Origin of the sequence: Flavobacterium cryoconiti (assembly GCF_048158645.1) — a bacterium.
Taxonomy (GTDB): Bacteria; Bacteroidota; Bacteroidia; order Flavobacteriales; family Flavobacteriaceae; genus Flavobacterium; species Flavobacterium cryoconiti.
On record NZ_JBLNKW010000008.1, the window covers coordinates 17,154 to 43,252 of the forward strand.

Genomic DNA, 26,099 nt, shown 5'->3' on the forward strand with positions numbered 1-26,099 from the left:
TTGAATACTAATATTGTTCATTAGCATTAGGAAAATCACTCGATTTCACATCAGCAACATATTGACTGATTGCAGTTGTCATTCCTTCATATAAATTCATGTATCTTCTCAAGAAACGAGGACTGAATTCATTATTCATTCCCAACATATCGTGAATAACCAAAACTTGTCCGTCAACGCCACCTCCTGCACCAATACCAATAACTGGAATGGAAATGCTTTTGGCAACTTTTTCGGCTAAATCTGCAGGAACTTTTTCGATAACGATGGCAAAACAACCTAGTTTCTCAAGTAATTTGGCATCCTCCATTAATTTAAGTGCTTCTTCTTCTTCCTTGGCACGAACGGTATACGTTCCAAATTTATAGATAGATTGTGGGGTTAAACCCAAATGTCCCATAACTGGAATTCCAGCATTAAGTATTTTCTTGATAGAATCTTTGATTTCTTTTCCACCCTCCAGTTTTACGGCATGTCCACCACTTTCCTTCATGATTCTGATGGCAGAACGCAACGCTTCTTTTGGGTCCGATTGGTAACTTCCAAAAGGTAAATCAACGACAACCAAGGCTCTCTCTATGGCTCTGACTACAGAGGATGCGTGGTATATCATTTGGTCCAAAGTAATAGGTAAAGTCGTTTCGTGTCCAGCCATTACATTCGAAGCTGAATCACCAACAAGAATTACATCGATTCCAGCAGTATCAACAATTTTAGCCATCGTATAATCATAAGCGGTCAGCATGGAAATTTTCTCTCCATTGGCTTTCATTTCAATTAATGACTTTGTTGTAATTCTTTTGTAATCTTTTTTTGCTACAGACATTTGATATTAGATTTCAGATTTAGTTTGTAAAAGTAGTAAAATCGATTAGTTTTAAACAAAAAAATGGACTTGAAATAAATCAAATCCATTTTTTAACTATTGTTAAATTGAAAATATTTAAAGTTATGTAAGTGATTTTTTTTATTTATTGTTTTTACGAAAAAATCATTTCCAACTTGATCTAAGATATTTTTTTATTGATCCATTGCCTTACAGGTACGTCATATAATTTCAAGCAAATGTAAGCAAGCGCAACACACGATAATAAAACTAATATACTCACCGGAAATGCTTCACTAAAGGGTATTTTATTATCTGCTACCCATCCTGTATATATGTATATTATTGGATAGTGAGTAATGTATATCGGATACGAAATATCACCAAAAAATTTACATACCCGTGAAGAAAATTTACTTTTAATCTCTCCGCTTGCCGCCAAGAAAATAATCAGAGGGAAAAATAAAATTACAACTGCTGAATCATAAATACCATTGAGCCATAAATGCTCGCTTCCACCAATCCTTGGCATAGCTAAGGCTATTATAACTAGTAAACTACACCAAAAAAAAGCATTTTTTACTTGAATCAATTTTCCTATACGGAAAAGCAATAATCCTGCAAAAAAAGGATACATCATTCGAGCAAAACCAATATGCATTTGTTCTGGTTCTAACGACCATCCTCCAATAATATCCCCATTTGGAGCCGTAACTGCAAGATGAATTAATGCACATCCGGCAATAAATACGAGTATCGAAAGCGCTGTTTTTGAAAATTTTCTGACAAAAAGTGCATAGAGAATATTAGCTACATATTCATAAAACAAAGACCAGCCTGGGCCATTTAGCGGATGCAATTCTGTCCAGCCACGAATATCTAAAGACGGTGGAACAGGAATCAACGTAAATCCAATGAACATAACCAATAGCATTTTCCATACAGGTACATCATGAATAGTAGGCCACAATACCGAATCTTGAAAATAGAATAACAAAGCTCCGATAATCATTCCCATAATTACCATAGGCTGAAGCCTAATCAATCGACGTTTGAAAAAATTCCCGATCGACATAGTATCCCATCGGTCATCATAGGCATAGCCAATAACAAAGCCAGATAATAAAAAGAAAAAATCAACCGCAAGATACCCGTGGTTTATTATTTGGTCCAGATGACTTGTAGCATGTGCCTCAAAAATGTGAAAAGCAACCACCATCAATGCGGCTACACCACGCAAACCATCTAAAATAGGATAATGGGGTTTTGATTTTAAAGTGCTTAGATTCATATTTTTATCTTGTGTTTTGTTGTAAGTTAGTATTAGGTTTCAAAAGTATATATTTCTCTTCTTAAAAAAAGCATTTTTTCTCCTTGATAGTTAAAATAGTTAATGGGTAAATAAATTCATCAAACTTCTTTCAAGTCAGCATAAGATGCAAAAACTATTTTTATTTTAAAAGCCCAACATTGCTGTCAGGCTTTTAATTATTCTTCTTTGCAGAAGCTGCATCAATAATTTAATAATTGAAATGTATAAATTAGTGTTTCAAGTCTGCAAATTTTGTATCCGGAGCAAACGCTACATTTGTTTTTTCAACAATTTTTTCTTTTGCTAAAGTAAAATTTGCCGTTTGCTTAATATTTAATGATGACGTTCCAATTGCCACTTTATAAGAGCCTGCTTCAGCAATCCAAGCATTTTTGTTTGGAATAAATGAAGCCAAATCTTTTGAATTTAGTGTCAATACAATCGTTTGACTTTCTCCAGGTTGTAATAAATTAGTTTTACCAAAAGCTTTTAGTTCTTCGGTTGGTTTGTCAATTGTTTTTGCTGGAGCAGAAAGATATAGTTCCACTACTTCTTTACCTGCTATTTTACCGGTATTTTTTACGGTTACGGTAACATTCATTTTGTTTGCAAATGCACTTGAACTCAATTTTAAATTAGACACATCAAATGTAGTATAAGATAATCCGTAACCAAATTCATAAGATGGTTTTACATGAAATGTATTGAAATAACGGTATCCAACATAAATTCCCTCTTCGTAAGTTACACTAGTAGGATTTTCAGGAGGTGTTCCAATCCAGTTTTTAGCGGATGGTGTATCTTCATATTTTACAGGGAAAGTCATTGTTAATTTTCCAGAAGGAGTTACTTTTCCAGAGAAAACATCTGCAACAGAATTTCCACCTTCTTGACCCGGTTGCCAAGGTAAAAGTATTGCATCTACTTTATCTTTCCAGCTTGCCGTTTCTATTACACCACCAATGTTTAAAACTACTACCACTTTTTTGCCTTGAGCATGAAAAGCTGCTGAAACCGTATTGATTAAGTTGATTTCATCTTGAGCCAAATTAAAATCTTCATCTACTTTACGGTCGTCACCTTCACCAGCATTTCTTCCAATTGTAATTAATGCCAATTCAGAAGTGTTTGCTTTATTTTTAACGATTTCTGAATTTAATTCTAATTCAGGAAGTCTTTTTGGAGATGCCAATAAGCCTTCTTTTTCACGTCTTTTTGTTTCAATCTCTTTTTGAGTAGCCATAAAAGGTTTGTATAATCCTTCTAATTCTTTGTCAATAGAAAACCCAGAGTTTGTTAAACCATCAATTAGTGAAACAGAATAGGCTTCGTTAACATCACCACTACCAGTTCCACCAGAGATAAAATCATAAGAGGTTACACCAAAAACGGCTAAAGGAGCTGATTTTGAAGTAAAAGGCAATACATTGTTATTGTTTTTTAATAAAACAACTCCTTCTGCAGCAGCTTGTCTTGTAACTTCTGCATTTTCTTTTAAGTTTGGTTTGTTAGAATATTTGTAATTGCTCATTGCCGGAGATCTCATAACCAATTCTAATACTCTTCTTAAATTGATATTGATTGCTTCTTTAGATAATTTTCCGCTTTTTATATCTTCAGCAATTACTTTTTGTTGTGCAGGTAAACCTGGCATCAATAAATCATTTCCTGCTGTAAGTTGTTTGGCAACATCACTAACAACGTCTTTATTCATAATAGCTCCAAATCCATTATAACCTCCAAACCAGTCTGTCATCACTAATCCTTTAAAACCCCATTCGTTACGAAGTACTGTAGTTAATAGGTCTTTACGTGCTGATGTGTAAGTGCCATTTAATAAGTTATAAGATGACATTACCGTCCATGGTTGTGATTCTTTAACTGTAATTTCAAATCCTCTTAGATATATTTCACGTAACGCTCTTTCACTAACGTGGGCATTAACACCCATTCTGTTTCTTTCCTGATTATTGGCAGCAAAGTGTTTTATTGAAGTTCCTACGCCATTAGATTGTACACCATTTACCATTGCAGCTGCAATTTTTCCTGCTATTAATGGGTCTTCAGAATAGTATTCAAAATTTCTTCCACATAATGGGTTTCTATGAATATTCATTCCTGGACCTAATAAAACATCTACTCCATATTCTTTTACCTCATTACCCATTGCTTTACCAACAGTATTGATAAGTGCTACATTCCAAGTAGAAGCTAATGCTGTTCCCACAGGGAATGCGGTAGCATAATACGTATTCGGATCCTCGTCTCTAATGGATTTAATACGCAAACCAGCAGGACCATCAGATACAATTACGGAAGGAATTCCTAAACGAGAAATAGCTGTTGTTCCTCCTGCAGAACCGGGAACTTTTGCGGTGTCTTTTTCAGTGGAAAACTGCATTTTAGCCCAGTCAAAACCAGGCATCCCAATTCCAATAAGCATACTCGCTTTTTCGTCATCAGTCATCTGATTGATTAAATCTTGAATTCGGTCTTGAGTTGAAAGACGGTAATCTTCGTATCGGTCTAACTTTCCATTTTTGTTTAAATCAGAAAAGGTAAATCCATTTACAGTGATTATTGGGTTGGGTTTAGTCTCTTTTACTTCTGGGTTTTTTGCCCAAGAAATTCCAGAAATGACAAGCGCTGAAAGAAGCGAAGTCTTTGCGATTTTTGAAATTGAATTGTTCTTCATTTGGTTTTTTTAGTAAATAGTTTTTTATTGCTTCATTATGAAGCAATATTAATTATTTTTTTTAATATTTGCAAAAAAAAATAGTTTATTTTTTGATTATCAGTTTTTAAAGTAAAAATTATAATCAATTTCGTATTTTTGCAATCAATATAAAATAATGGAATTTAATAAAATAATAGAGGGAAAATCAGCTGAAGCTTGGGACATGTACATCCCAAATTTATCTGTGGATTGTGTCGTTTTTGGATTTCACGATACTGCCTTAAAAGTATTGGTTACTAGACTAAAAGAAGTAGATCTTTGGGCTCTTCCCGGAGGATATGTTTTAAAAACAGAAAACCTTAAAGAAGCTGCCAATAGAATTTTATTTAGTAGAACAGGTGCAGAAAATATTTATTTGCAAGAATTTAAAGTTTTTAGTGATTTGAATCGATCTGATGGAATTTTTGATAATTTTCCGGACACGCTATGGAACAAGCAGCGATTTCTATCCGTTGGATTTTATGCCTTAGTCGATTTTCATCATGTAAATTTAGTTATGGATGATTTTTCTGATGCGCTCGAATGGAAATCAATTGATGAATTGCCTGATTTTATGATGGATCACAGAAGTATTTTTGATAAAGCTTTAGAAACACTGCGCAGACAATTAAATCATAAACCGATTGGCTACAGTTTATTGCCTGAAAAATTTACGATGCCTGAACTTCAAAAATTGTATGAAATTATTTTAGCAAAGAAGTTGAATCGCGGTAATTTTTATAGAAAGATGCTGCGTTATGATATTCTCGAAAAATTAGAAGAAAGTAGAAAAGGGGGAGCGCACAAAGCACCGGATTTATATAAATTTGATTTAGAAAAATACCGATTAGCACTTAAAAATGGATTAAATGAAGGTTGGTAAAAGTTTTGAGTTGTTGAATGAGTGAATTTGTATTTTCATCATTGACGGCGAATAAAAATTACGTATTCTCCTTTACTGGAATCGTTTTAAGAAATCAGCGAAAGAAATCTTTATAAAATCTTTATGTCTTGTTCAGATATATTATAAAATACTTACAACATATCATTTAACTTTGTAGTGTTAATAAATGAGATCGTTGTGAGAAGTATTTTAAACCAAATAAAAAGAGAAAACCAATACCTGATATGTGTATTGTCGGTAAGCATAGTTGCTTCGCTTTGTTTGTTCACCAGAGATTATTTGGATTACAAAATTGTGGGTTATTTATTGCTGGTTGTAGTTTCTTTATTAGCTACATTTTTAGATATTTTGCCAGTATTGTTAAGTGCTATTTTAAGTGCTTTAATCATGAATTTTTTCTTCTTGAAACCCTATTATACATTTCATATCAGTAATGCCGAAGATTCTTTATTATTGTTTTTGTTCTTTCTAATTGCACTTATAAACGGAGTTTTGACCTACAGAATTAGAAAAGCCGAAAAAATATTGCAAATAAAGGAACTCAGGATAAATACAATGAAGCTATACGATGCCTTATTGGATTCATTATCACATGAATTACGAACTCCCATTTCTACAATTATGGGCTCGATAGATACGATACAAAGTAAAACGTTAACTATTTCGGAGGAAAATAAACAAAAATTATATTCAGAAATCGAAAAAGCATCTTTACGTTTAAATCATCAAGTGGAGAATTTATTGAATATGTCCAGATTAGAATCGGGGGTTATACAACCAAAAATGGATTGGTGTGATTTAAAAGAATTGGTTTATAATGTTCTCGATAGTTTGAAGGATGATTTACAATTTCATAAAATTGTTGTTGTTGCCGATGAAAATTTACCGCTTTTCAAATTAGATTACGGTTTGATGGAACAAATTATTTACAATTTGGTTTTTAATGCTTCACAGTATACTCCAAAAGGTGCTAAAATAGAAATCAAAGTAGAATATAATCCGGATATTGATTTTGAATATAATCCAGATAAATTAATACCGTGTGTCATCACTATTTCCGATGATGGAAACGGTTTCCCAGAAGCTGAAATAGATAAAGTCTTTGATAAGTTTTACAGATTGCAAAATTCTAAAACGGGAGGAACCGGATTAGGATTGTCTATTGTAAAAGGTTTTGTTGAAGCCCAAAATGGTAAAATAACTCTAGAAAATAAAGAAGAAGGCGGTTCCGCTTTTAAAATATATTTCCCAACATTAGTAATGAATACAGCAGCCATTTCAAATGAATAATTCAGCCGAAATATTAATCATAGACGATGAAGTTCAAATTAGGAAACTACTCGAAATCGCTTTAGATTCAAATGGGTATAAAACTATTTTCGCAGTAAATGGAAAGGAAGGGATTTCCCTTGCAGCAAACCATCAACCGGATTTAATTATCTTGGATTTAGGTTTGCCAGACGAAGATGGACAGGTAGTTTTAAAAAGATTGAGAGAATGGTATAAAAAGCCCATCTTGATTTTAACCGTAAAAAACACCGAAGAAGAAATTGTAAAAGCACTCGATAATGGGGCGAACGATTATTTGGCAAAACCATTCAGAACCCAAGAATTATTGGCTAGAATTCGCACCGCTTTAAGGAATTTAAACCAAGATGAAAATGAACCAATAATCGAGTTTGGAGCAATTTCGATTGATTTTACTTCGAGAATTGTCAAGTTAAAAAACGAAATCCTAAAATTAACAACCACTGAATATAATTTGCTTTCCATTTTGGTTAAAAATGAAGGCAGAGTACTTACGCATCAGTATTTGCTCAAACAAGTTTGGGGCAACAGCTATTCTGACCAAACACAATACCTGCGCGTTTTTGTGGCACAACTTCGTAAAAAAATAGAAGAAGATCCAAACCGACCTAAATATATCATTACAGAATCCGGAGTTGGCTATCGCTTTAATACCAGCTAAAATTCGCAATGCTTTGAGTAATCAGCTTTAAGCAATAATCAAAAATTGGCAAAAAAAATTATTGAATTGTATGTTCTAAACATCACGATAAGGGTTTCTATTGTCTAATAATTAATACGTTTTACAATCTTAAAAATTAAAATTAAAATGAATAAATCAACTATTCAAAAAGTCAGTGCCGCATCACTTTTAGTGGCATTAGGAATTATTTATGGTGACATAGGAACCAGTCCGTTGTATGTTATGAAAGCTATTATTGGACAAAGAGAAATATCAAAACTGCTTGTTTATGGAGGTATTTCCTGTATCTTTTGGACACTTACATTTCAAACAACTTTCAAATATATTTTCTTAACACTTTCAGCAGACAATCATGGCGAAGGTGGTGTTTTTTCGCTTTATGCATTGGTGAAACGGTTTGGAAAAGGTAAATTAGTAATTCCAACAATACTTGGAGCAACTACACTTTTGGCGGATGGAATTATTACGCCTCCCATTTCCGTGGCTTCTGCAGTTGAAGGATTAGGAGATGTGGTTCCCGGTATTCCAACACTTCCCATTGTGATTGTAATTTTATCTGGATTATTCTTTTTTCAACGATTTGGAACCCAAAAAGTAGGTTTCTTTTTTGGGCCGGCTATGGTAGTTTGGTTTTCGATGCTTTTTGTTTTAGGATTTGTACAAATACTGGATCATCCTGCTATTTTGACCGCATTAAACCCAATGTATGCGTATCAATTACTGGTTGAATATCCTCATGGATTCTGGCTGTTGGGAGCCGTGTTTTTATGTACAACCGGAGCAGAGGCTTTGTATTCGGATTTAGGACATTGTGGAAAAAAGAATATCAGGATTACATGGATTTTTGTTAAAATAGCTTTAGTCGTGAATTATTTGGGTCAAGCATCTTGGCTTATGACGCAAGGAAATTCATTTCTTGAAGGAAGAAATCCTTTTTATACCATCATGCCTCAATGGTTTCTTTTTTCAGGTGTTATCATTGCCACTTTTGCGGCAATCATTGCTTCACAAGCTTTGATAAGTGGTTCTTACACGTTAATAAATGAAGCGATGTCACTTAACTTTTGGCCAAGAGTTGCTATGCGAAATCCAACTAATTTGAAAGGACAAATCTATATTCCTTCGGTAAATACAATTCTTTGGGCAGGCTGTATTTTGATGATTTTATATTTTAAAAACTCCTCAAATATGGAAGCGGCTTATGGGTTTTCCATTACCATTGCCATGCTGATGACCACTGTACTTTTGAATTATTATTTGATTTATATCAAAAAAATGAACAGAATTTTGATAGCCATAATTATTACCGTTTTTGGTATTATCGAAATCGCATTTTTTGTTGCCAATATTATAAAAATCAAAGAACGTTGGATGTTCTTGTTCTTTGAGCTTTTCATTTTCATGACGATGTATACTTGGTTTTTCGCAAGAAAAATTAATAATAAATTTCTAAAATTTACGAATTTAACGGAGCATACACAGCAACTTCAAGAATTGAGTAATGACATCAGTATTCCAAAGTACTCCACGCATTTGATTTATCTCTCTAAGGCAGATAGAAATTATGAAATTGAGGAAAAAATATTAAAATCCATTTTTTCCAAAAAGCCAAAAAGAGCAGATGTTTATTGGTTTTTTCATATCAACAGAACAAATGATCCTTTTACTCTGAATTATGAAGTAATTGAGTTATTAGACGACAAAGTCATCAAAATTGTGCTAAATATTGGTTTTAGAATCCAGCCAAAGGTTGAATTGTATTTCAAGAAAATTGTTCAAAATCTGGTTCAAAATAAAGAATTGAATTTGCACATTCGCCCAGACGGTTCTACGAAATACAATGCCGAACCTGATTTCAAATTCATTATTTTGGAAAAGTTCCTTTCTGTCGAAAATGAATTTGCCGTTAAAGATGCTTTATTATTGAATTCTTATTATATGCTTAAAAACTGGTCCCTTTCAGATACGAAAGCATTTGGATTGGATAAAAGTGATGTCGAAATTGAAGAGATACCTTTTGTATACCAACCTATTCTTAAACTTGAATTAGAAAGAAAAAAGATTTAAAAATAAGTATTCAGTGTTCAATCGCAGTTACTGTGAGCTGCGATTGAACACGGAATACTTTCTTAACAATCGGCCATATTCACAGCAATTGCTAAACCTCCTTCGGAGGTTTCTTTGTATTTATTGTTCATGTCTTTGGCAGTTTGCCACATGGTGTCAACCACTTTATCTAAGGGAACTTTTGCGTTTTTAGGATCAGTTTCTAATGCTAATTCGGCGGCATTAATCGCTTTTATGGCTCCCATCGTATTTCTTTCGATACAAGGAATTTGGACTAATCCACCAATAGGATCGCACGTTAGACCAAGATGATGTTCCATGGCAATTTCGGCAGCCATTAAAACTTGTTCTGGAGTTCCACCCATTAATTCGCATAAAGCAGCCGCTGCCATTGATGATGAAACACCAATCTCTGCTTGACAGCCACCCATTGCTGCTGAAATAGTAGAACCTTTTTTGAAAATACTTCCTATTTCGCTGGCAACCATAAGGAATTGTTTGATTTCTTTTTCGCCTGCATTATGGTTTTCGATAACTAAGTAATACATTAAAACAGCTGGAATGACACCGGCACTTCCATTAGTTGGAGCGGTAACCACACGCCCTAAAGCTGCATTGACTTCATTTACAGCAAGTGCAAAACAACTTACCCATTTCAGGATTTGGCGAAACTTCACTTCGGTCAATCTAATTTGTTCTAACCAAGTTTGAGGCGAATTATAATTGGATAAACCAATTAGTTTTTGATGCATATCAAAGGCTCTTCGTCGTACATGCAATCCACCGGGTAAAATCCCTTCGGAATGGCAACCAATATACATAGACTCTAGCATGGTGTTCCAAATGCGCATTAATTCGTGATGAATAACTTCTTCGGAACGCATGGATTTTTCGTTCTCATAAACAATTTCCGAAATCTTTTTATGCTCGTTAGTACAATAATTCAAGAGTTCAGCAGCTTTGTCGATTGGAAATGGAAAAGCACATTTTATGGCAATTTTTTTCTTGGCATTGATGCGTTCTTCTTTCACAACAAAACCTCCACCAATCGAGTAGAAGGTGGAAATATATTCTTTATCATCCGTTATGTAAGCAGTAAAAGTCAGAGCATTAGCATGAAAAGGAAGGAAGTTTTTATTAAAAACAATGTCTTCTGAAAAATGGAAAGGAATCTGGTGTTCATTATCAAGATTGATTTCATTTTTATCCTTGATTAATTTTATAATTTTATCGATATCCGAAATAGGAATATATTCAGGATCTTGTCCGCTTAGACCTAACATAATTGCCAAATCAGTGGCGTGACCTTTTCCCGTAAGCGAAAGGGAACCATATAAATCTACTTTTACTCTGTTTACTTTAGGAATTAAATTTTCGTTTTTCAATTCACTCAGAAAACGTTCTGCTGCGCGCCAAGGCCCAAGTGTGTGAGAACTAGAGGGTCCAACACCAATTTTAAGCATATCAAAAACAGAGATACATTCTTCCATAATTTTATTAGTAGGTTTGTTTAAAAACAAAGATAATAGAATGTAGCAATGAAACGGTTTAAAAGTAGAGTTTTATTAAATATTTGGCAAGATATCACGTTATATTCTAATCATTCAATAACGCAAATAAATAAGAGGTTAAGATTGGAGTACAATAGGTCTTTCTGAAATTTTGGGTAGTTGGGCTAATTTGAACTAATGAGCTATTGAAATCACTTAAATTTAATTTAAAAACAGAATTACAATAGATTTTAGCTTTATTTTTACGTTACCTATGAAAATACTACTAATAGAAGACGAGCCAGAATTGCAAAAAAGTATTGAGCAATACCTTGAAATGGAAGGGAATATTGTTGAGATTTCTCCTGATTTCCATCATGCGCAACAGAAAATTGCGATTTACGATTATGATTGTATTTTGGTAGATATTACTTTGCCAAACGGTTCTGGTTTAGATTTACTCAAAGAAATTAAACTAAAAAAATCTAAAGCGGGTATCATAATAATTTCTGCAAAAAATTCTCTTGATGATAAAGTAAATGGTTTAGACCTTGGGGCGGATGATTATTTGCCAAAGCCATTCCATCTACCAGAACTTAATTCACGGATTAAAGCTTTGATTAGAAGAAAAAAATTTGATGGAAATGTAGAAATTAGCATTAATGAAATAAAAATTTTGCCTAACGAAAGGCGTGTTTTAGTTCATAACAATGATATAATTTTGACTTCAAAGGAATATGATTTATTGCTTTATTTTATATCCAATAAAAATAGGGTAGTGAGTAAAAGCGCGCTTGCAGAACATCTTTGGGGTGATAATTCGGATAGATTAGACAACTTCGATTTTATATACAATCATGTGAAAAATTTGCGTAAAAAATTATTGGAAAAAAAATGTGAAGATTATTTGCAAACTATTTATGGCATAGGTTACAATTTTAAAACTCAAGAATGAAATTATTAGCTAAAACAAGTTTGTATTATTTGATTTTGAGTATCCCGATATTAATTCTATCAGGATTTATTTGTTTTCATATTATTACAAGAGAGGTTAGAGAAAGTAATAATGAACTATTACTAAATCGCAAAGAACTAATTGAAAATTATTTAAAAGAGAAGGACACGATTTCTTTGAAAATAATTACTAAAAGCAGTGAAGCCACAATAAAAAAAATAACTAAAAATAATGCTTCCAAAATACCTGCAACTATTTTTTCGGACACTTTAATTTTTGATAAAAAAGAAAATGAACTGGCAGAAAATAGATTGCTTTCTTCTGTTTTTAAAGTTGGGAATACTAATTATTCCATTAAAATATGGAGAAGCACATTAGAATATAACGAATTGTTCAGAGGCATTTTTACTTCGTTAGTTATTTTATTGATTTTGCTTTTTGTAACCTATTTGATAATAAATTTTTGGATTTCAAAAAAGGTATGGAAACCCTTTTATCAAACAGTATCCAATTTAAAGAAATTTCGAGCCAGTGATAACGAAATTCCATTTTTGGCAAATACTTCTGTAACCGAATTTAATGAATTGAATCTTTCTTTAAATGTTATGATGCAGAAAATGATAGTTGATTTTAATAGCCAAAAGAAATTCACTGAAAATGCTTCGCATGAAATCCAAACGCCATTAGCCGTTATAAAATCGAAGATTGATTTACTTATTCAATCTGAAAATTTGAAAGAGAATGAAGTGAAATTAATAGTAGCGATTGATTATGCCTGCTCGAAAATAATTCGATTGAACAAAACATTTTTATTACTTACCAAAATTGAAAACAGACAATTTAATGCCACAGAAAAAGTATCTTTTGAAAATACTGTTGATAACTCCTTAGTCTTTTTTGAGGAGCACATTCAAGCCAATAAAATTGAGATAATAAAAAATATTGAAAGCGATTTTTGTGTTTTGATGAATGCTGATTTGTGTTTAGTACTGGTTAATAATTTATTGCAAAATGCGATTAGGCATAATATTAATAGTGGAAATATTGAAATTTTTATAGCGAAAAACAAAATTATAATCTCAAATTTGGGGGTTGATAACCCAATTGACAGTCAGTTGTTTGAGCGTTTTCATAAAAACTCTACTTCACAAGAATCACTGGGGCTTGGGCTGTCTATAGTAAAAGAGATTGCGGATGTAAGCGGATTGGTATTTAATTATAAATTTACCAATGGTAAGCATTGTTTTATTTTGACAAAAGATAATACTATTGAATTAAAATAAAAAAGAGTCAGTGTAATGAAATCAAAACAGCTTTTTAAATATTTTTTTCTTGCTCTATTGTTTTGTTGCTTAATTTCTTGTGACGTATTTCGATCCTTGAGATATGGGGGAATTCCTAGCCAAAGCGATTACAAACATTTTCCGCAAAGAATAGTTAATAATGAAGGTCCCGTTTATAATTTTTATAAATCCAATAAAGAATATCAATTAGGAACAAAAATAGGAGTAATCAATCGGGATTTTAATTCTACAAATGTCAGCTTGGATAGTTTTGCGACATTACATAAAACGATCACATTTTTAATTATTCGTAATGACACAATTGTTTACGAAAAATATAATAAAGGCTATACATCAAATTCATTTGTTTCCTCCTTTTCAATGGCTAAACCATTTGTTTCTACATTAATAGGAATAGCAATTGATGAGGGGAAAATAAAAAGTGAGAACGATTTTATCATTGATTATTTACCTGAATTTAAAGATAAAATAGGTTGGGAAAAAATCACAATAAAAAATTTGTTACAGCATACCTCCGGTATACGGTTTACTGATAGCGAATTAGATCCTGTGTCTGATAATGCGGAGTTTTATTGGGGTGATAATTTACGGGAAAGAATGATTAATATAACTCTTGAATGTCCGCCCAATACTAAATTTAGGTATAGCAGCGAAAATACATTGCTTTTAGGATACATCATTGAGAAAGTGACCGGAGGGACTATTTCAAAATATTTAGAAGATAAAATTTGGAAACCATTAGGAATGGAGGCATCTGCGGCATGGAGTTTAGACCGAAAAGATGATAAAGCAATCGAAAAATCCTTTTGTTGTTTACAAGCAAGAGCTATTGACTTTGCTAAATTAGGCAGACTTTATTTGAATGGAGGAAACTGGAATGGGAGGCAAATTGTATCCAAAAAATGGGTTGAATATTCTACACATTCTGATCCATCCGGAAATAATAAACACTTTTATAATAATAATTGGGGGATAGGACCTTTTAAATATGGCAGTTATTTTGCGGTTGGTTTGTTTGGTCAATATCTCTATATGTATCCTGAAAAGAATATTATTATAGTCCGTTTTGGAGATACTGAAACCTCGTATCATCCTAATTATTGGCAGGAAGTATTTTTGCAAATAATTGACCAGATGCAATAAACAGTTGAATTTTATTAGCGTTTAAAAAAACTGAATTGCTATGATTTTTGCATAGAATTAAAATAGAATTGTATTTGATATTTGTACTATGAAATTATTTACAATTAACTTTTAAATCTAAAAAAATGAAAAAATTAGTTATGATTATGTCGATTATATTCATTTGCAGTTGCGCATTTGCAGGAACTCCACCGGATGTAGTAAAAAAAGCCTTCGCTAAAAAATTTCCTACTGCAACAAAAGTAAGTTGGGGAGTTGAAGGTCCAAAAGAATGGGAAGCAGAATTCACATTGGAAGGAAACAAGATTTCTGCTAATTTTTCAGAAGATGGAACCTGGTTGGAAACGGAAAGAGAAATTAAAGCTGTCAATTTGCCAAAAGCAGTTTTAGCTTCTGTAAAATCGAAATACAGTGATTGGAAAATTGTAGAAGCGGACAAAACAGAAACTTCGAAACACGGAACTATTTATGAAGTAGATTTAAAAAAAGGGATGAAGAGTAAAAGTCTAGCTTTTAAAGAAGATGGAACCTCGATAAAAGAATGATTTTTTTTAAATAAATTAATATCCATTGAGAGTTGGACTTTTATATCCAACTCTTTTTAATTATGTAAAGAGTTGTGGTTTCCATAGAATTAAAATAGAATTACAGCTGAAATTCGTCTCATAAAATTAATTACAATTAACTTTTAAAGTTCTTTAAAATGAAAAAAATACTACTGTCATTTATCATTATTGCTTCTATTTCTAATAGTTACAGTCAAACCTATAAATTATCCAAAAAGATCAGCACTTCTGGCAATGACGGATGGGATTATCTCGCTGTTGATGATGTGGCGCAACATTTATTTGTTTCACACGGAAATATGGTCAATGTGATTGATTTAAAATCAGATAAAACAATAGCTACCATTCCAGATACAAAAGGAGTTCATGGAATTGCGGTTGCCAATGATCTCAATAAAGCATTTATCAGCAACGGAAAAGACAACTCTATTTCAGTTGTTAATTTAAAAACATTTAAATTACTTGAAAAAGTAAAAATTGCAGGAGTTAAACCAGATGCCGTTTTATACGATCAATTCTCTCGAAAAGTGTTTGTTTACAATGCTGAAAGTAATGATGCAACGGTTATTGATGCCAAAACAAATAAAGTGGTAAAAACAATTCCATTGGGTGGAAAACCAGAGTTTTCAGTAACGAATACTAAAAGGTTAATTTATGTAAATATTGAAGATAAAAACGAAATAAAAACGATAAATGCTTCAACATTAAAAGTTACAAATACTTGGAGTATTGCTCCCGGAGATGAACCATCAGGATTGGCAATAGATTTAGTTACTAATAGATTGTTTTCTGTTTGTGGCAATAATCTAATGATAATTGTTAATGCAACAAATGGAAAAATAATAAAGACTTTACCTATTGGTGATGGTTGTGACGGCGTTGCTTTTGATGCTAAAAAGAATCTTATTTTCAGTTCTAATGGCGAAGGAACAATTACGGTTATAAAAGAGAGTAATGCTAATACTTTTTCAGTTCTGGAAACTGTAAAAACTCAAAAAGGAGCCAGAACCATTGCACTGAATAAAACTACGAATCAATTGTATTTGTCTACTGCAGATTTTGGCGCAAAACCAGAACCAACAGTAGAAAACCCGAAACCACGAGCGGGAATAGCACCTAATTCTTTCGTTGTTTTAGTTGTTGAACCAATTTCTAAATAGTTTCATTCTTTTTACATAAATTTATCCAATGAAATGGAAGCTTTTACTACTAATTTTTATTTGTTTCAAATCTTTTTCGCAAGAAAAAGATTTGAATTACTTCATTACTAAAGCACAAAATAATTCTCCTTTAATTAAAGATTACAGCAACCAAATAAAATCAGCTACGCTGGATAGTTTATTGAATCGAGCAGTTTATAAACCACAAGTTACCGGAAATCTTAATGCTAATTACGCACCTATAATTAATGGTTTTGGCTATGATTCGGCTTTAAGTAACGGGCAATCCGTTTCGGGTTTGGTGGGTGTTAACCAGAAAATAATTGGAAAAAACAGAATCAATTCACAATCAGATTCGTTTCAATTGATAAAAGAAGCTTTGGTTTTGAATCAAAAAATTACTTTAAAAGATTTAAACAAAACCATTGTTGCTCAATATATTTCGGCTTCGGCAAGTTCAGAACAAATTGGTTTCAACCAGAAAATTGCAACTCTTTTAAAACAAGAAACAAGCATCCTAAAAAAATTAACCCAAAATGCAGTTTACAAACAAACGGACTATTTGATTTTTAGCGCAACTGTGAAGCAACAGGATTTGGTATTGTTACAATTAAAACAACAATATCAAAATGATCTGGCTTTGTTGAATTACCTTTCAGGAGAAACCGATACGACTTTTGTCCATTTAAAAAAAGCGGAGATCATTCTGAAAAATATTCAACCTTCGGATAAAATAGTTTTTATGAAACAATTTGAATTGGACAGTCTAAAACTTCAGAATCAAAATAAATTCATTGATTACAGTTATAAACCATCCTTGTCTTTATTGGGCGATGCAGGTTACAACTCCAGTTTTGCTTATCAGGCTTATAAAAATTTTGGATTTAGCGTGGGTTTAGGATTGTCAATTCCTATTTATGATGGAAACCAACGCACTTTGCAGCATCAAAAAAATGATGCGGCATTAGCTACTAATTTGGCCTATAAAAACAATTTCAATAAACAATACAAACAACAATTATTGATGTTAAATTTGAAACTGAAACAATCAGCAGCTGTAGAAAATCAGTTGCAATCGCAGCTTCTTATCGCTGACGCATTAATTGAAGCCAATAAAAAATTATTGCTTACTGGAGATGCACAAATTACCGAATATAGTATTGCTGTTGGCAATTTAATAGCAATCAAAAATGCCATTTCCCAAAATAATAGCAACAAACTCCAAATCATAAATGAAATTAATTATTGGAGTTTTAATGACTAATTCTATGAAGAAACCAATTCTATTTTTTATCCTGATAGCGCTTTTTTTTATTTCCTGTAAAAATAGCAACGAAGCCGAAAAAATAATTGACGCGAGTGTTCCTGTGACTTTAACGACTATTGATACCAGTTCAATTCAAAGTTATATTGATCTGAATGCTACAGCAACTTATTTGGTTAAAAATGTTATAAAAGCAAATGCTACTGGGTATTTGAATTCAGTTAATGTAGCTCCCAATGATTATGTTTCTAATGGGGCAGCATTATTTTCGATAAAAACTCGTGAGGCAAAAGTGTTAGGGAATACGATTAATAAAATTGACCCAAGTTTAAACTTTGGCGGAGCCATAAAAGTTAGAGCAAATACAAATGGCTTTGTAACTTCCGTAAATGTGCAACAAGGTGATTATGTTCAGGATGGGGATGCCTTAGTAACGATTAATGACGCCAATAGTTTTGCCATCGTTCTGAGTTTGCCTTATGAGTTCAAAAAATATGTTTCAATAAATGAACAACTAACGGTAATTTTACCGGATAGTACTTTGATAAAAACGAAAGTTCAAAAATACATGCCTACCGTTGATGCCACTTCACAAACACAAAGTGTGATTCTAAAAGTCATTGGTAAACATGACATTCCAGAGAATTTAATTGTAAAAGTCAGAATTAATAAAAGTTCAAATTCAAAAACGATTTCACTACCAAAAGCAGCTGTTTTAAGTGATGAAACGGAAACTGATTTTTGGATTATGAAGCTGATTAATAACAATACTGCGATAAAAATCCCGATAAAAAAAGGAGTAGAAACTCAAGATAAAGTAGAAATTCTAGCACCTGTTTTAACTCCTGAAGATAGAATTTTACTTTCAGGAAATTATGGCGTTGCAGATACAATTAAAGTAAAAGTGATAAAAGCGGATTGAAATGAATAACTTTTTTGTCAAACATAAAAACGGACTGAGTGCCATAATTTTTCTAATTATTCTGGGAGGTTTTTTTGCGTATTCTAAAATGCAAACCAGTTTATTTCCGGAGATTACTTTCCCAAAAATAAAAATCATCGCTGATGCCGGACAACAGCCCATCGATAAAATGATGATTACGGTTACAAAACCATTGGAAAATGCCATTAAAAAAGTACAGGATTTAAAAACGGTCAGAAGTACAACCAGCAGAGGAAGTTGCGAGATTTCGGCATTCATGGATTGGAAATCGGATATCGATTTGAGCAAAACCAGAATTGAGGAGCAAATCAACCAGATAAAAAATAACCTTCCGCCTGACACACAAATTTCAGTCGAGAAAATGAATCCTTCCATTCTTCCGGTAATTGGATATGCTATAGAAGGAAAAGGAATTTCGCCTATTGAACTCAAAAAAATAGCCAATTATACTATAAAACCCTTTCTTTCTCAAATTGATGGTGTTTCTGAAATTAGGATTATTGGCGGAAAAGAAAAAGAATATTGGTTGTCACTTGATTTTACTAAAATGACAGCATTGGGAATTACGCCGGATGTTATCACACAAGTTTTAAGTCAAACTAATTTTATTAAATCCAATGGGTATTTATCGGATTATCGCTATTTATATCTCACAATTACAGATGCCCAGGTTGATAAAAAGGACGAACTGGAAAATTTAGTTATTCGCAATAACGGAAAAGGAATTGTAACCTTAAAAGATATTGCTGCTGTTGAAATTAGGGAAGCTAAAGAATACATAAAAGTAAATGCGAATGGCAAAGAGAGTATTCTTATTGCCGTTCTTAAGCAACCCAATTCAAATTTGATTTCATTATCAGAGGCGATGCATGATAAACTGGAATCATTAAAAAAAATCCTTCCGAAAAACATAAAAATAACTCCATTTTATGAGCAGGCCAGTTTTGTAAATGATGCTGTAAAAAGTGTAACGGATAGTTTGTTAATAGGACTTTTGCTAGCCATAATTGTTGCTGTTTTATTTTTGAAATCAGTGAAAGCGAGCGCTACAATTTTGATTATTATTCCCGTTACTTTAGGATTAACATTGATTGTTTTGTATTTATCCGGGCAAACATTCAACATTATGACTTTAGGAGCGATTGCAGCGGCTTTAGGATTAATTATTGACGATGCAATTGTAGTTGTAGAACAAATTCATAGAACGCACGAGGAGCATCCTGATGAACCTACTGTTTCGCTTTTGCAAAAAGCGATTCACTATTTATTCCCAGCAATGGTTGGTTCATCCATAAGTACGATTGTTATTTTTATCCCTTTTGTTTTAATGAGCGGTGTTGCAGGTTCGTATTTTAAAGTATTAACGGATACTATGATAATTACTTTGGTCTGTTCCTTTTTTGTGACTTGGCTGTTACTTCCGGTAGTTTATTTATTGCTTTCCAAAAAAGAAAATAATTCGGAAACGAAAAAAGAAATTGAAATCCATGACGTGAAAACTCAGACTTGGGTAGCTTATTTTATTGGAAAACCGATAATTAGTATTTCATTTTGTATCGTACTGATACTTTCTATTTTTATTATTCTGCCCAATTTAGAAACGGGTTTTTTACCGGAAATGGATGAGGGCAGTATCATTTTGGATTATGAAAGTCCACCAGGAACTTCACTTGAAGAAACCGACAGAATGCTCAAAGAGGTAGAGAAAATAATTATAAAAATTCCTGAAGTGGAAGCGTACAGTCGCCGAACAGGAACACAAATGGGATTTTTTATAACGGAACCCAATCGCGGGGATTATTTGATTCAATTAAAAAAGGACCGAAGTAAAACCAGCAATGATATTATTGATGAAATCAGGCAAAAAGTTGAAGCGACTCAGCCCGCTTTACGTATTGATTTTGGTCAGGTAATAGGGGATATGTTGGGTGATTTAATGAGTTCTGTTTCGCCAATTGAAGTGAAAATATTTGGGGATAATCAAGCAGAATTGCAAAAAATAGCCAAGAAAGTAAATGCAATAGTAGAAAAAGTAAAAGGTACTGCTGATGTATTTGATGGTATTATTTTGGCTGGACCATCCATAAATATTGTACCTAATTATAGCCGGTTAGCACAGTATGGAATCACTCCGGCCGATTTGCAATTTCAGTTACAAACTGCGCTTGAAGGGAATGTTATTGGTAATTTATTAGAGAATGAACGCGTAACTCCCATTCGATTAATCTATAAAAATTCAGAAAAAAGAAGTTTAGAAGACATTAAAAAATTGCAACTGTTTTTACCTAATGGACAATCGATTCCTATTTCTAGTTTAGTTGCTATTTCAGCTCAAAAAGGTGTAGCCGAAATAGAACGTGAAAATCTTCAAATGATAAGTGTTGTAACCGGAAGACTGGATAATAGAGATTTAGGAAGTGTAATGAAGGATATTCAAAGACAAGTTACAAGCAATATTCATTTACCTAGTGGGTATTATATAGAATATGCGGGTGCTTATAAAGAGCAGCAGCAATCCTTCAAGGAGTTATTGATGATATTAATTGCCTCTTCCTTATTGGTTTTTGGTGTTATTTTATTTCTATTTAGAGATTTTAGAATTGCATTGGTAATCCTTTTAATTTCAGTATTGGGAATTGCAGGAAGCTATCTCTTACTTTTTATAACGCAAACACCTTTAAACGTAGGGAGTTATACAGGAATTATTATGATTGTTGGAATTATTAGTGAGAATGCTATTTTTACTTTTCTGCAATTTAGAGAAACATTCAAATTGACCCGAAATGTAAATGAATCCATAATTTATTCTATTTCAACACGATTGCGCCCCAAATTAATGACCGCGCTTGGAGCAATCATAGCTTTGTTTCCACTTGCAATAGGAATTGGAACGGGTTCCGAATTGCATCAGCCACTTGCTATTGCAGTAATCGGAGGATTTATCATTGCGATGCCTTTACTTTTGATTGTATTGCCTACTTTATTGTGTTTAGTTTACAAGAATGAAAAACATTTTACTCACTTTAATTGATTTAAATTTTTGTTTAGTTTCTTCATTTTTAAATGAATACAAATTATAGTTCAAATAAAATGTATAACTTTGATATAGAGAATGGTATGGGATAATAAGCTTTTATTTTGAATGGGTATTACGAATTTAAGATCAATTTTTTTATTATATAAGTTGGATTAGAATGAAACTAAAAAAAAATTAATTAATTTAAAACGCTGACAAAATGAAAAATTTATTATTAATACTATTAGCTTTTGCATTTACTTCTATTGGATTTGCCCAAGATACTGTAAGTAAAAAAGGGGATATGCATGAAATGATGGACGGTAAAATGATGGATGGAAAAATGCATGATTCAATGCATACAAGAATGCATGAAAAAATGTATACTTGTCCCATGCACTCCGATGTTATGCAAGATCACCCCGGAAAATGCCCTAAGTGTGGAATGAATTTAGTTGAATCTAAAAATAGGACTAAAGGCTATTGCCCAATGTGTAAAGAAAAAACCATGATGAAAGATGGCAAATGCACAAAATGTGGTAAACAAATTACAAAATATGGAGAGAAAGGGCAATCTAAAAAAGTATACATTTGTTCCTCTTGCCATGCTAAAAGTAAAACATCTGGTAAATGCCCAAAATGTGGCGCTAAAATGGAAGAAATGAAATAAATACATATGATTTAATTCCTTATAAACTCTGATGAAGCAATACTGCTTTTCAGAGTTTTTTGTTTGAATTATCCAAATACTTGTAAGTAAATTAAAGCTACTGCTGCAATTGTCATAATAACGAATGCCGAGACCCCAAGAATATTAGCAGTTTTTCCATTTGTGAATTCTCCCATTACTTTTTTGTTGTTTGAAATGTGAAGAATAATTGCAATTAATACCGGTGCTGTCAAACCATAAAGAATGGCAGTGTAAATCAGTGCTTTAATTGGCGAAATACCAATGTAATTCAGCGATAAACCCAATATAAGGGATATAGCAATGACAATGTAAAAAGCTTTGGCTTCATGAAACTTTTTATCTAACCCTTGTTCCCAACCAAAGGTTTCGGTGATAATATAAGAAAGGGAACCACTTAAAACAGGAATAGCCAAAAGACCAGTTCCAATAACTCCAATTGCAAAAAGAAGGTAAGCTGAATTACCTGCTAATGGTTTCAAAGCTAATGCCGCTTGTTCTACGGTATCAATTTGATGGATGCCACTTTTAAATAAAACCGTGCCGGTGGTAAGAATAATAAAAAACATGACTAAGCCTGAAAAGGACATGCCAAAATCAACATCTTCCTTCATATCATTAATTATTTTTTTATTGACTATCAAATGATTTTTCTTGTGTTTCATTTCTTCCACTTCCATTGATGCCTGCCAAAAGAACAAATAAGGTGAAATAGTTGTTCCAAGAATCCCAACAAGAATTCCAATGTATTCTTTATTGAATTGTATGGTAGGAATAAAAGTTGCCTTTAGTATTTCCGTTACATCCTGTTTATATAAAAAGGGAACTATTAAATATACCAAAAGAACAATACAGAGGTATTTAAGCGTTGCAGCAATTTTTTGATAAGGCAAATAGACAATCAGTATTAGTAAAATAATAGTGAAAACTACACTGAAAAAAGTGGCATCAATAGTGGGAAATAATAAATTACCCACTGCTCCCATTCCTGCAATATCGGCACCAATATTCATAACAATAGCAGGGAAACTAAATAATAACATTAGATACAAAACAGGTCTTGGATAGTTTTTTTTAAGTGTTCCTGTTAAGCCTTGCGAAGTAACTAAACCTATTCTGGCACACATTTGTTGAATAGAGGCCATAAGCGGGAATGCAATAAGTGCAGTCCACAATGTTGAAAGCCCAAATGCAGCTCCTGCTTGGGAATAAGTAGCAATACCGGATGGATCATCATCACTGGCACCAGTTATTAATCCGGGACCAAGGAGTTTCCAAAAACGCACAAACTTAGTTGATAATTTTTTTCGGGCATTCATTTTCTAACCGCTTATTTTAGTGTGTAGTAAAAGTACAACCATGCAATTTAATTTCAATAAAAAGTTGTTTCAATATTTTTAAAATCAATTCTATCAAAGCTAAAATGGATAGCCAATTGCTAAATTGAAAACTAAATTTTCTTTTCGCCATGAGCTATTTCCAAAATTGATTTGATCTAAAACCCATCGCTGTCCATCCGGTAAATAGGGTTTCCGAATAGGGAAGGCAAAGTCAGTTCTAAGAATAAGAAAAGAGAAATCAAAACGCAATCCGGCACCAGCTCCAACGCCTAATTCATTCAAGAATTTTTTAGAAAATTGAGCACCAGGTTTTTCAGGATTATTGTTCATGAGCCAAATGTTCCCGGCATCTAAGAATAATGCCCCTTTCACCAAACCATAAATCTTGGCTCTGTATTCCGTATTAAATTCCAGCTTTAAATCGCCTGATTGGTCTGCTAAAAAAGAACTTGCGGTAGCAGAACCATCATAACTTCCCGGACCTATGGAACGCGCGCGAAATGCTCTTAAACTATTGGTTCCACCAATAAAAAACTGCTTGATAAATGGCATTTCTCTAGAATTTCCATAAGCAAATCCGGCTCCAACAATTATTCTGCTGGCAAGTTGTGAATCTTGACCCAATTTTAAATAATGTCTAAATTCATTTTCTATTTTTATAAATTGACTAAACGGAACACCAAACACTTTAATGGTATCTCCTTTTTTACTGTTTGCTCCAGTAGCTAATCCCGCAATGTTTCCCGCTAGATCAATAGTTCCTTTATAGTAAAAGGTGTTTTTTCTTCTTTTTTCCAATGTATTGGTGTACGTAAAAGAGTAAGTCGGGCCAAAAATTAATTGTTTCTCAATTACTTTCCCCAAAGAAGGATTGGCATCAATTTGTTCTTGATACAAAGCCGTCACATTTTGTGGACTGGCATAGGTAATTTCAGTTACATTTAATAGATGTTCTGTTCTTTCGTTTGCTTTCCATAAATAACCAAACGAACCTTTGAATGTTTGTAAGGAATATAATTTGGTTCTGTTTTGGAATTCATATCCTATTGTAGTTTTTGTTTTTGGTACAAAACCACTTGAAGATTTTAGTTTGAAAGGGGAAATAAATCTCGGCCACACTAGATTAGCTTCAGTTCCAAAACGGTATACATTAAAGCCATTGTTTTGCCCTGAAACTTGTACTTCAACGCCACCAAATGCAGAAATGATAAGTAATTCAGCTCCTCTAAAAGTATTTCGATTACTCCAGTTCAAATTCAATTCGGTACCGGTATAATTAGCTGAATTAGTTTTTGCCAATACTTCTAAACGGAGTGATTTTTTAGGCAAAGGAGTGAGATAATAATAGGCATCCAGATAATTACCTAAAGTGTCTGAAGTTTTAAACTGATTTTTAACAAATTTGAAAGTACCTAGATTCACTAATCTGTTCAAAGATAAATTATGATTGGTACGATTGTAGAAATCTCCTTTTTTAAAATACAAAGCACGGTCAAAAATTCGGGGCTTGAATAAATTTTCTTGATCGATAATAGTAAAATCATTATACTTTACTACCGAATCGGATTCAATGCTTAAACTATCAGAGCCAATAGAAAAATTTGGATAAACGATAATTTTATTGATTTTGTATGGTGTTTCAGCCAGTTTTGGAGCTTCTTCTTTTACTTTGACAATCAAATCAACTTGATGATCAGCAACAGTGCTATCCACCTGTACTTTAAGATAATCTGGATTAAAATAATAAAAGCCTTTTTCTTTTAACCTTGTATCGATACGAATTCTTTCCTCTTTTATAACATCAAGACTATACGCTTGGTCTTTTTTTAATAAACTTCTTTTGCTGGTTTTACGAACTGCAGTGGAAATGGCTGAGGAATCCATAGGGAATTTTACTTCTCTAATTTTGTATTGTTTTCTCGGTTTTACATTATATTCTGCTGTTGCTTTTTTACCATGACGGGTTGAATCTGCGGAAGTATGTGCGTTGAAATAGCCGTTGTTTTCAACAAAGTTTTGTAAAACACTTTTATTATATTCTAAATCGACCTTACTGTATAAAACGGGTGGTTCTCCTACTTTAGTTTTCAACCAATAACGCAATCCTTTCTCTTTTTTTGGTGTTCCCACAATATTATAAACATACAATTTAGGTCGTAATCCCAGAATTGAAGAATTTGGTTTGGGTCTAACGATATTTTTTAAGGCTGTTTTTAATGCTTTATTTTCTTTATTGGATGTTTCGTTTCCTTCTATTTTTATTTTTGCGCCAGTGTACAGTAATTCTCCTTCTGGTAAATATCTCGTATTGCTGCAAGATGTAGCAAACAATGCCAAAAAAAGAATATATAGGAAATGGGGCTTATTCATTAGTTTTTTTTGATATTATTATTATTATTATTATTGTTCCGCTAG

General features: G+C 32.7%; 19 protein-coding genes. 13 read left to right on the forward strand and 6 right to left on the reverse strand.

Annotated elements, in window-relative coordinates:
• Positions 1 to 7 precede the first annotated feature (7 nt).
• From panB to ACM55H_RS12250, 3 genes are all read right to left on the reverse strand, one after another.
• Positions 8 to 826 (reverse strand): 3-methyl-2-oxobutanoate hydroxymethyltransferase, encoded by an 819-nt coding sequence (gene panB, locus ACM55H_RS12240; protein WP_039110518.1) that lies wholly within the window; start codon positions 824 to 826, stop codon positions 8 to 10.
• A 181-nt stretch (positions 827 to 1,007) separates the two neighbouring features.
• Positions 1,008 to 2,117 (reverse strand): acyltransferase family protein, encoded by a 1,110-nt coding sequence (locus tag ACM55H_RS12245; protein ID WP_416836759.1) that lies wholly within the window; start codon positions 2,115 to 2,117, stop codon positions 1,008 to 1,010.
• Between the two features lie 250 nt (positions 2,118 to 2,367).
• Complete coding sequence (locus ACM55H_RS12250; protein ID WP_416836760.1) at positions 2,368 to 4,833, reverse strand: glycoside hydrolase family 3 N-terminal domain-containing protein; 2,466 nt, start codon at positions 4,831 to 4,833, stop codon at positions 2,368 to 2,370.
• Positions 4,834 to 4,990: 157 nt separating this feature from the next.
• On the opposite strand from ACM55H_RS12250, the gene ACM55H_RS12255 reads away from it, so the two are divergent.
• The 4 genes from ACM55H_RS12255 (at position 4,991) to ACM55H_RS12270 (ending at position 9,815) form a co-directional block, all read left to right on the forward strand.
• Positions 4,991 to 5,737: an NUDIX domain-containing protein gene (locus tag ACM55H_RS12255; RefSeq protein WP_416836761.1), complete on the forward strand. Its 747-nt coding sequence runs from the start codon at positions 4,991 to 4,993 to the stop codon at positions 5,735 to 5,737.
• A gap of 198 nt (positions 5,738 to 5,935) precedes the next feature.
• Complete coding sequence (locus ACM55H_RS12260; RefSeq protein ID WP_416836762.1) at positions 5,936 to 7,048, forward strand: sensor histidine kinase; 1,113 nt, start codon at positions 5,936 to 5,938, stop codon at positions 7,046 to 7,048.
• Positions 7,041 to 7,727, forward strand: a complete 687-nt coding sequence (locus ACM55H_RS12265) for a response regulator (protein WP_416836763.1) — start codon at positions 7,041 to 7,043, stop codon at positions 7,725 to 7,727. Before ACM55H_RS12260 ends, ACM55H_RS12265 begins: the two co-directional genes overlap by 8 nt.
• A gap of 147 nt (positions 7,728 to 7,874) precedes the next feature.
• The gene (locus tag ACM55H_RS12270; RefSeq protein WP_416836764.1) at positions 7,875 to 9,815 is read left to right on the forward strand and encodes a KUP/HAK/KT family potassium transporter; all 1,941 of its coding nucleotides are present in this window, start codon (positions 7,875 to 7,877) and stop codon (positions 9,813 to 9,815) included.
• Between the two features lie 62 nt (positions 9,816 to 9,877).
• On the opposite strand, the gene ACM55H_RS12275 is transcribed toward ACM55H_RS12270, so the two are convergent.
• Positions 9,878 to 11,305, reverse strand: a complete 1,428-nt coding sequence (locus ACM55H_RS12275) for an L-serine ammonia-lyase (protein ID WP_416836765.1) — start codon at positions 11,303 to 11,305, stop codon at positions 9,878 to 9,880.
• Positions 11,306 to 11,579: 274 nt separating this feature from the next.
• Between ACM55H_RS12275 and ACM55H_RS12280 the strand changes: the two genes are divergently transcribed.
• The 9 genes from ACM55H_RS12280 to ACM55H_RS12320 all read left to right on the forward strand — a co-directional run bounded on the left by ACM55H_RS12280 (position 11,580) and on the right by ACM55H_RS12320 (position 22,326).
• Positions 11,580 to 12,260 (forward strand): response regulator transcription factor, encoded by a 681-nt coding sequence (locus ACM55H_RS12280; RefSeq protein WP_416836766.1) that lies wholly within the window; start codon positions 11,580 to 11,582, stop codon positions 12,258 to 12,260.
• A complete protein-coding gene (locus ACM55H_RS12285; RefSeq protein WP_416836767.1) occupies positions 12,257 to 13,543 on the forward strand; it encodes a sensor histidine kinase in 1,287 nt (428 codons plus the stop codon). Before ACM55H_RS12280 ends, ACM55H_RS12285 begins: the two co-directional genes overlap by 4 nt.
• A gap of 15 nt (positions 13,544 to 13,558) precedes the next feature.
• Positions 13,559 to 14,707, forward strand: coding sequence for a serine hydrolase domain-containing protein (locus tag ACM55H_RS12290; protein ID WP_416836768.1), 1,149 nt, complete (start codon positions 13,559 to 13,561; stop codon positions 14,705 to 14,707).
• Between the two features lie 125 nt (positions 14,708 to 14,832).
• Positions 14,833 to 15,252 (forward strand): PepSY-like domain-containing protein, encoded by a 420-nt coding sequence (locus ACM55H_RS12295; protein WP_416836769.1) that lies wholly within the window; start codon positions 14,833 to 14,835, stop codon positions 15,250 to 15,252.
• A 158-nt stretch (positions 15,253 to 15,410) separates the two neighbouring features.
• Positions 15,411 to 16,433: a YncE family protein gene (locus ACM55H_RS12300; RefSeq protein WP_416836770.1), complete on the forward strand. Its 1,023-nt coding sequence runs from the start codon at positions 15,411 to 15,413 to the stop codon at positions 16,431 to 16,433.
• Positions 16,434 to 16,461: 28 nt separating this feature from the next.
• Positions 16,462 to 17,697 carry a TolC family protein gene (locus ACM55H_RS12305; protein ID WP_416836771.1) on the forward strand — a complete coding sequence of 412 codons (1,236 nt, stop codon included), beginning with the start codon at positions 16,462 to 16,464 and terminating at the stop codon, positions 17,695 to 17,697.
• A complete protein-coding gene (locus ACM55H_RS12310; protein ID WP_416836772.1) occupies positions 17,666 to 18,619 on the forward strand; it encodes an efflux RND transporter periplasmic adaptor subunit in 954 nt (317 codons plus the stop codon). The genes ACM55H_RS12305 and ACM55H_RS12310 overlap by 32 nt, the downstream gene beginning before the upstream one ends.
• A gap of 1 nt (position 18,620) precedes the next feature.
• Positions 18,621 to 21,671: an efflux RND transporter permease subunit gene (locus tag ACM55H_RS12315; protein WP_416836773.1), complete on the forward strand. Its 3,051-nt coding sequence runs from the start codon at positions 18,621 to 18,623 to the stop codon at positions 21,669 to 21,671.
• A gap of 205 nt (positions 21,672 to 21,876) precedes the next feature.
• Positions 21,877 to 22,326, forward strand: a complete 450-nt coding sequence (locus tag ACM55H_RS12320) for a heavy metal-binding domain-containing protein (RefSeq protein WP_416836774.1) — start codon at positions 21,877 to 21,879, stop codon at positions 22,324 to 22,326.
• A 68-nt stretch (positions 22,327 to 22,394) separates the two neighbouring features.
• On the opposite strand, the gene ACM55H_RS12325 is transcribed toward ACM55H_RS12320, so the two are convergent.
• Both ACM55H_RS12325 and tamL read right to left on the reverse strand, forming a co-directional pair.
• Complete coding sequence (locus tag ACM55H_RS12325; RefSeq protein ID WP_416836775.1) at positions 22,395 to 23,663, reverse strand: NRAMP family divalent metal transporter; 1,269 nt, start codon at positions 23,661 to 23,663, stop codon at positions 22,395 to 22,397.
• A gap of 99 nt (positions 23,664 to 23,762) precedes the next feature.
• On the reverse strand, positions 23,763 to 26,054 hold the full coding sequence (gene tamL, locus ACM55H_RS12330) for a translocation and assembly module lipoprotein TamL (protein ID WP_416836776.1): 2,292 nt from the start codon (positions 26,052 to 26,054) through the stop codon (positions 23,763 to 23,765).
• Positions 26,055 to 26,099 lie beyond the last annotated feature (45 nt).

Coding starts and splice junctions, on each gene's coding strand:
- panB (WP_039110518.1), bottom strand. CDS start 826: ATGTCTGTAGCAAAAAAAGATTACAAAAGAATTACAACAAAGTCATTA.
- ACM55H_RS12245 (WP_416836759.1), bottom strand. CDS start 2,117: ATGAATCTAAGCACTTTAAAATCAAAACCCCATTATCCTATTTTAGAT.
- ACM55H_RS12250 (WP_416836760.1), bottom strand. CDS start 4,833: ATGAAGAACAATTCAATTTCAAAAATCGCAAAGACTTCGCTTCTTTCA.
- ACM55H_RS12255 (WP_416836761.1), top strand. CDS start 4,991: ATGGAATTTAATAAAATAATAGAGGGAAAATCAGCTGAAGCTTGGGAC.
- ACM55H_RS12265 (WP_416836763.1), top strand. CDS start 7,041: ATGAATAATTCAGCCGAAATATTAATCATAGACGATGAAGTTCAAATT.
- ACM55H_RS12270 (WP_416836764.1), top strand. CDS start 7,875: ATGAATAAATCAACTATTCAAAAAGTCAGTGCCGCATCACTTTTAGTG.
- ACM55H_RS12275 (WP_416836765.1), bottom strand. CDS start 11,305: ATGGAAGAATGTATCTCTGTTTTTGATATGCTTAAAATTGGTGTTGGA.
- ACM55H_RS12280 (WP_416836766.1), top strand. CDS start 11,580: ATGAAAATACTACTAATAGAAGACGAGCCAGAATTGCAAAAAAGTATT.
- ACM55H_RS12285 (WP_416836767.1), top strand. CDS start 12,257: ATGAAATTATTAGCTAAAACAAGTTTGTATTATTTGATTTTGAGTATC.
- ACM55H_RS12290 (WP_416836768.1), top strand. CDS start 13,559: ATGAAATCAAAACAGCTTTTTAAATATTTTTTTCTTGCTCTATTGTTT.
- ACM55H_RS12295 (WP_416836769.1), top strand. CDS start 14,833: ATGAAAAAATTAGTTATGATTATGTCGATTATATTCATTTGCAGTTGC.
- ACM55H_RS12300 (WP_416836770.1), top strand. CDS start 15,411: ATGAAAAAAATACTACTGTCATTTATCATTATTGCTTCTATTTCTAAT.
- ACM55H_RS12305 (WP_416836771.1), top strand. CDS start 16,462: ATGAAATGGAAGCTTTTACTACTAATTTTTATTTGTTTCAAATCTTTT.
- ACM55H_RS12310 (WP_416836772.1), top strand. CDS start 17,666: ATGAAATTAATTATTGGAGTTTTAATGACTAATTCTATGAAGAAACCA.
- ACM55H_RS12315 (WP_416836773.1), top strand. CDS start 18,621: ATGAATAACTTTTTTGTCAAACATAAAAACGGACTGAGTGCCATAATT.
- ACM55H_RS12320 (WP_416836774.1), top strand. CDS start 21,877: ATGAAAAATTTATTATTAATACTATTAGCTTTTGCATTTACTTCTATT.
- ACM55H_RS12325 (WP_416836775.1), bottom strand. CDS start 23,663: ATGAATGCCCGAAAAAAATTATCAACTAAGTTTGTGCGTTTTTGGAAA.
- tamL (WP_416836776.1), bottom strand. CDS start 26,054: ATGAATAAGCCCCATTTCCTATATATTCTTTTTTTGGCATTGTTTGCT.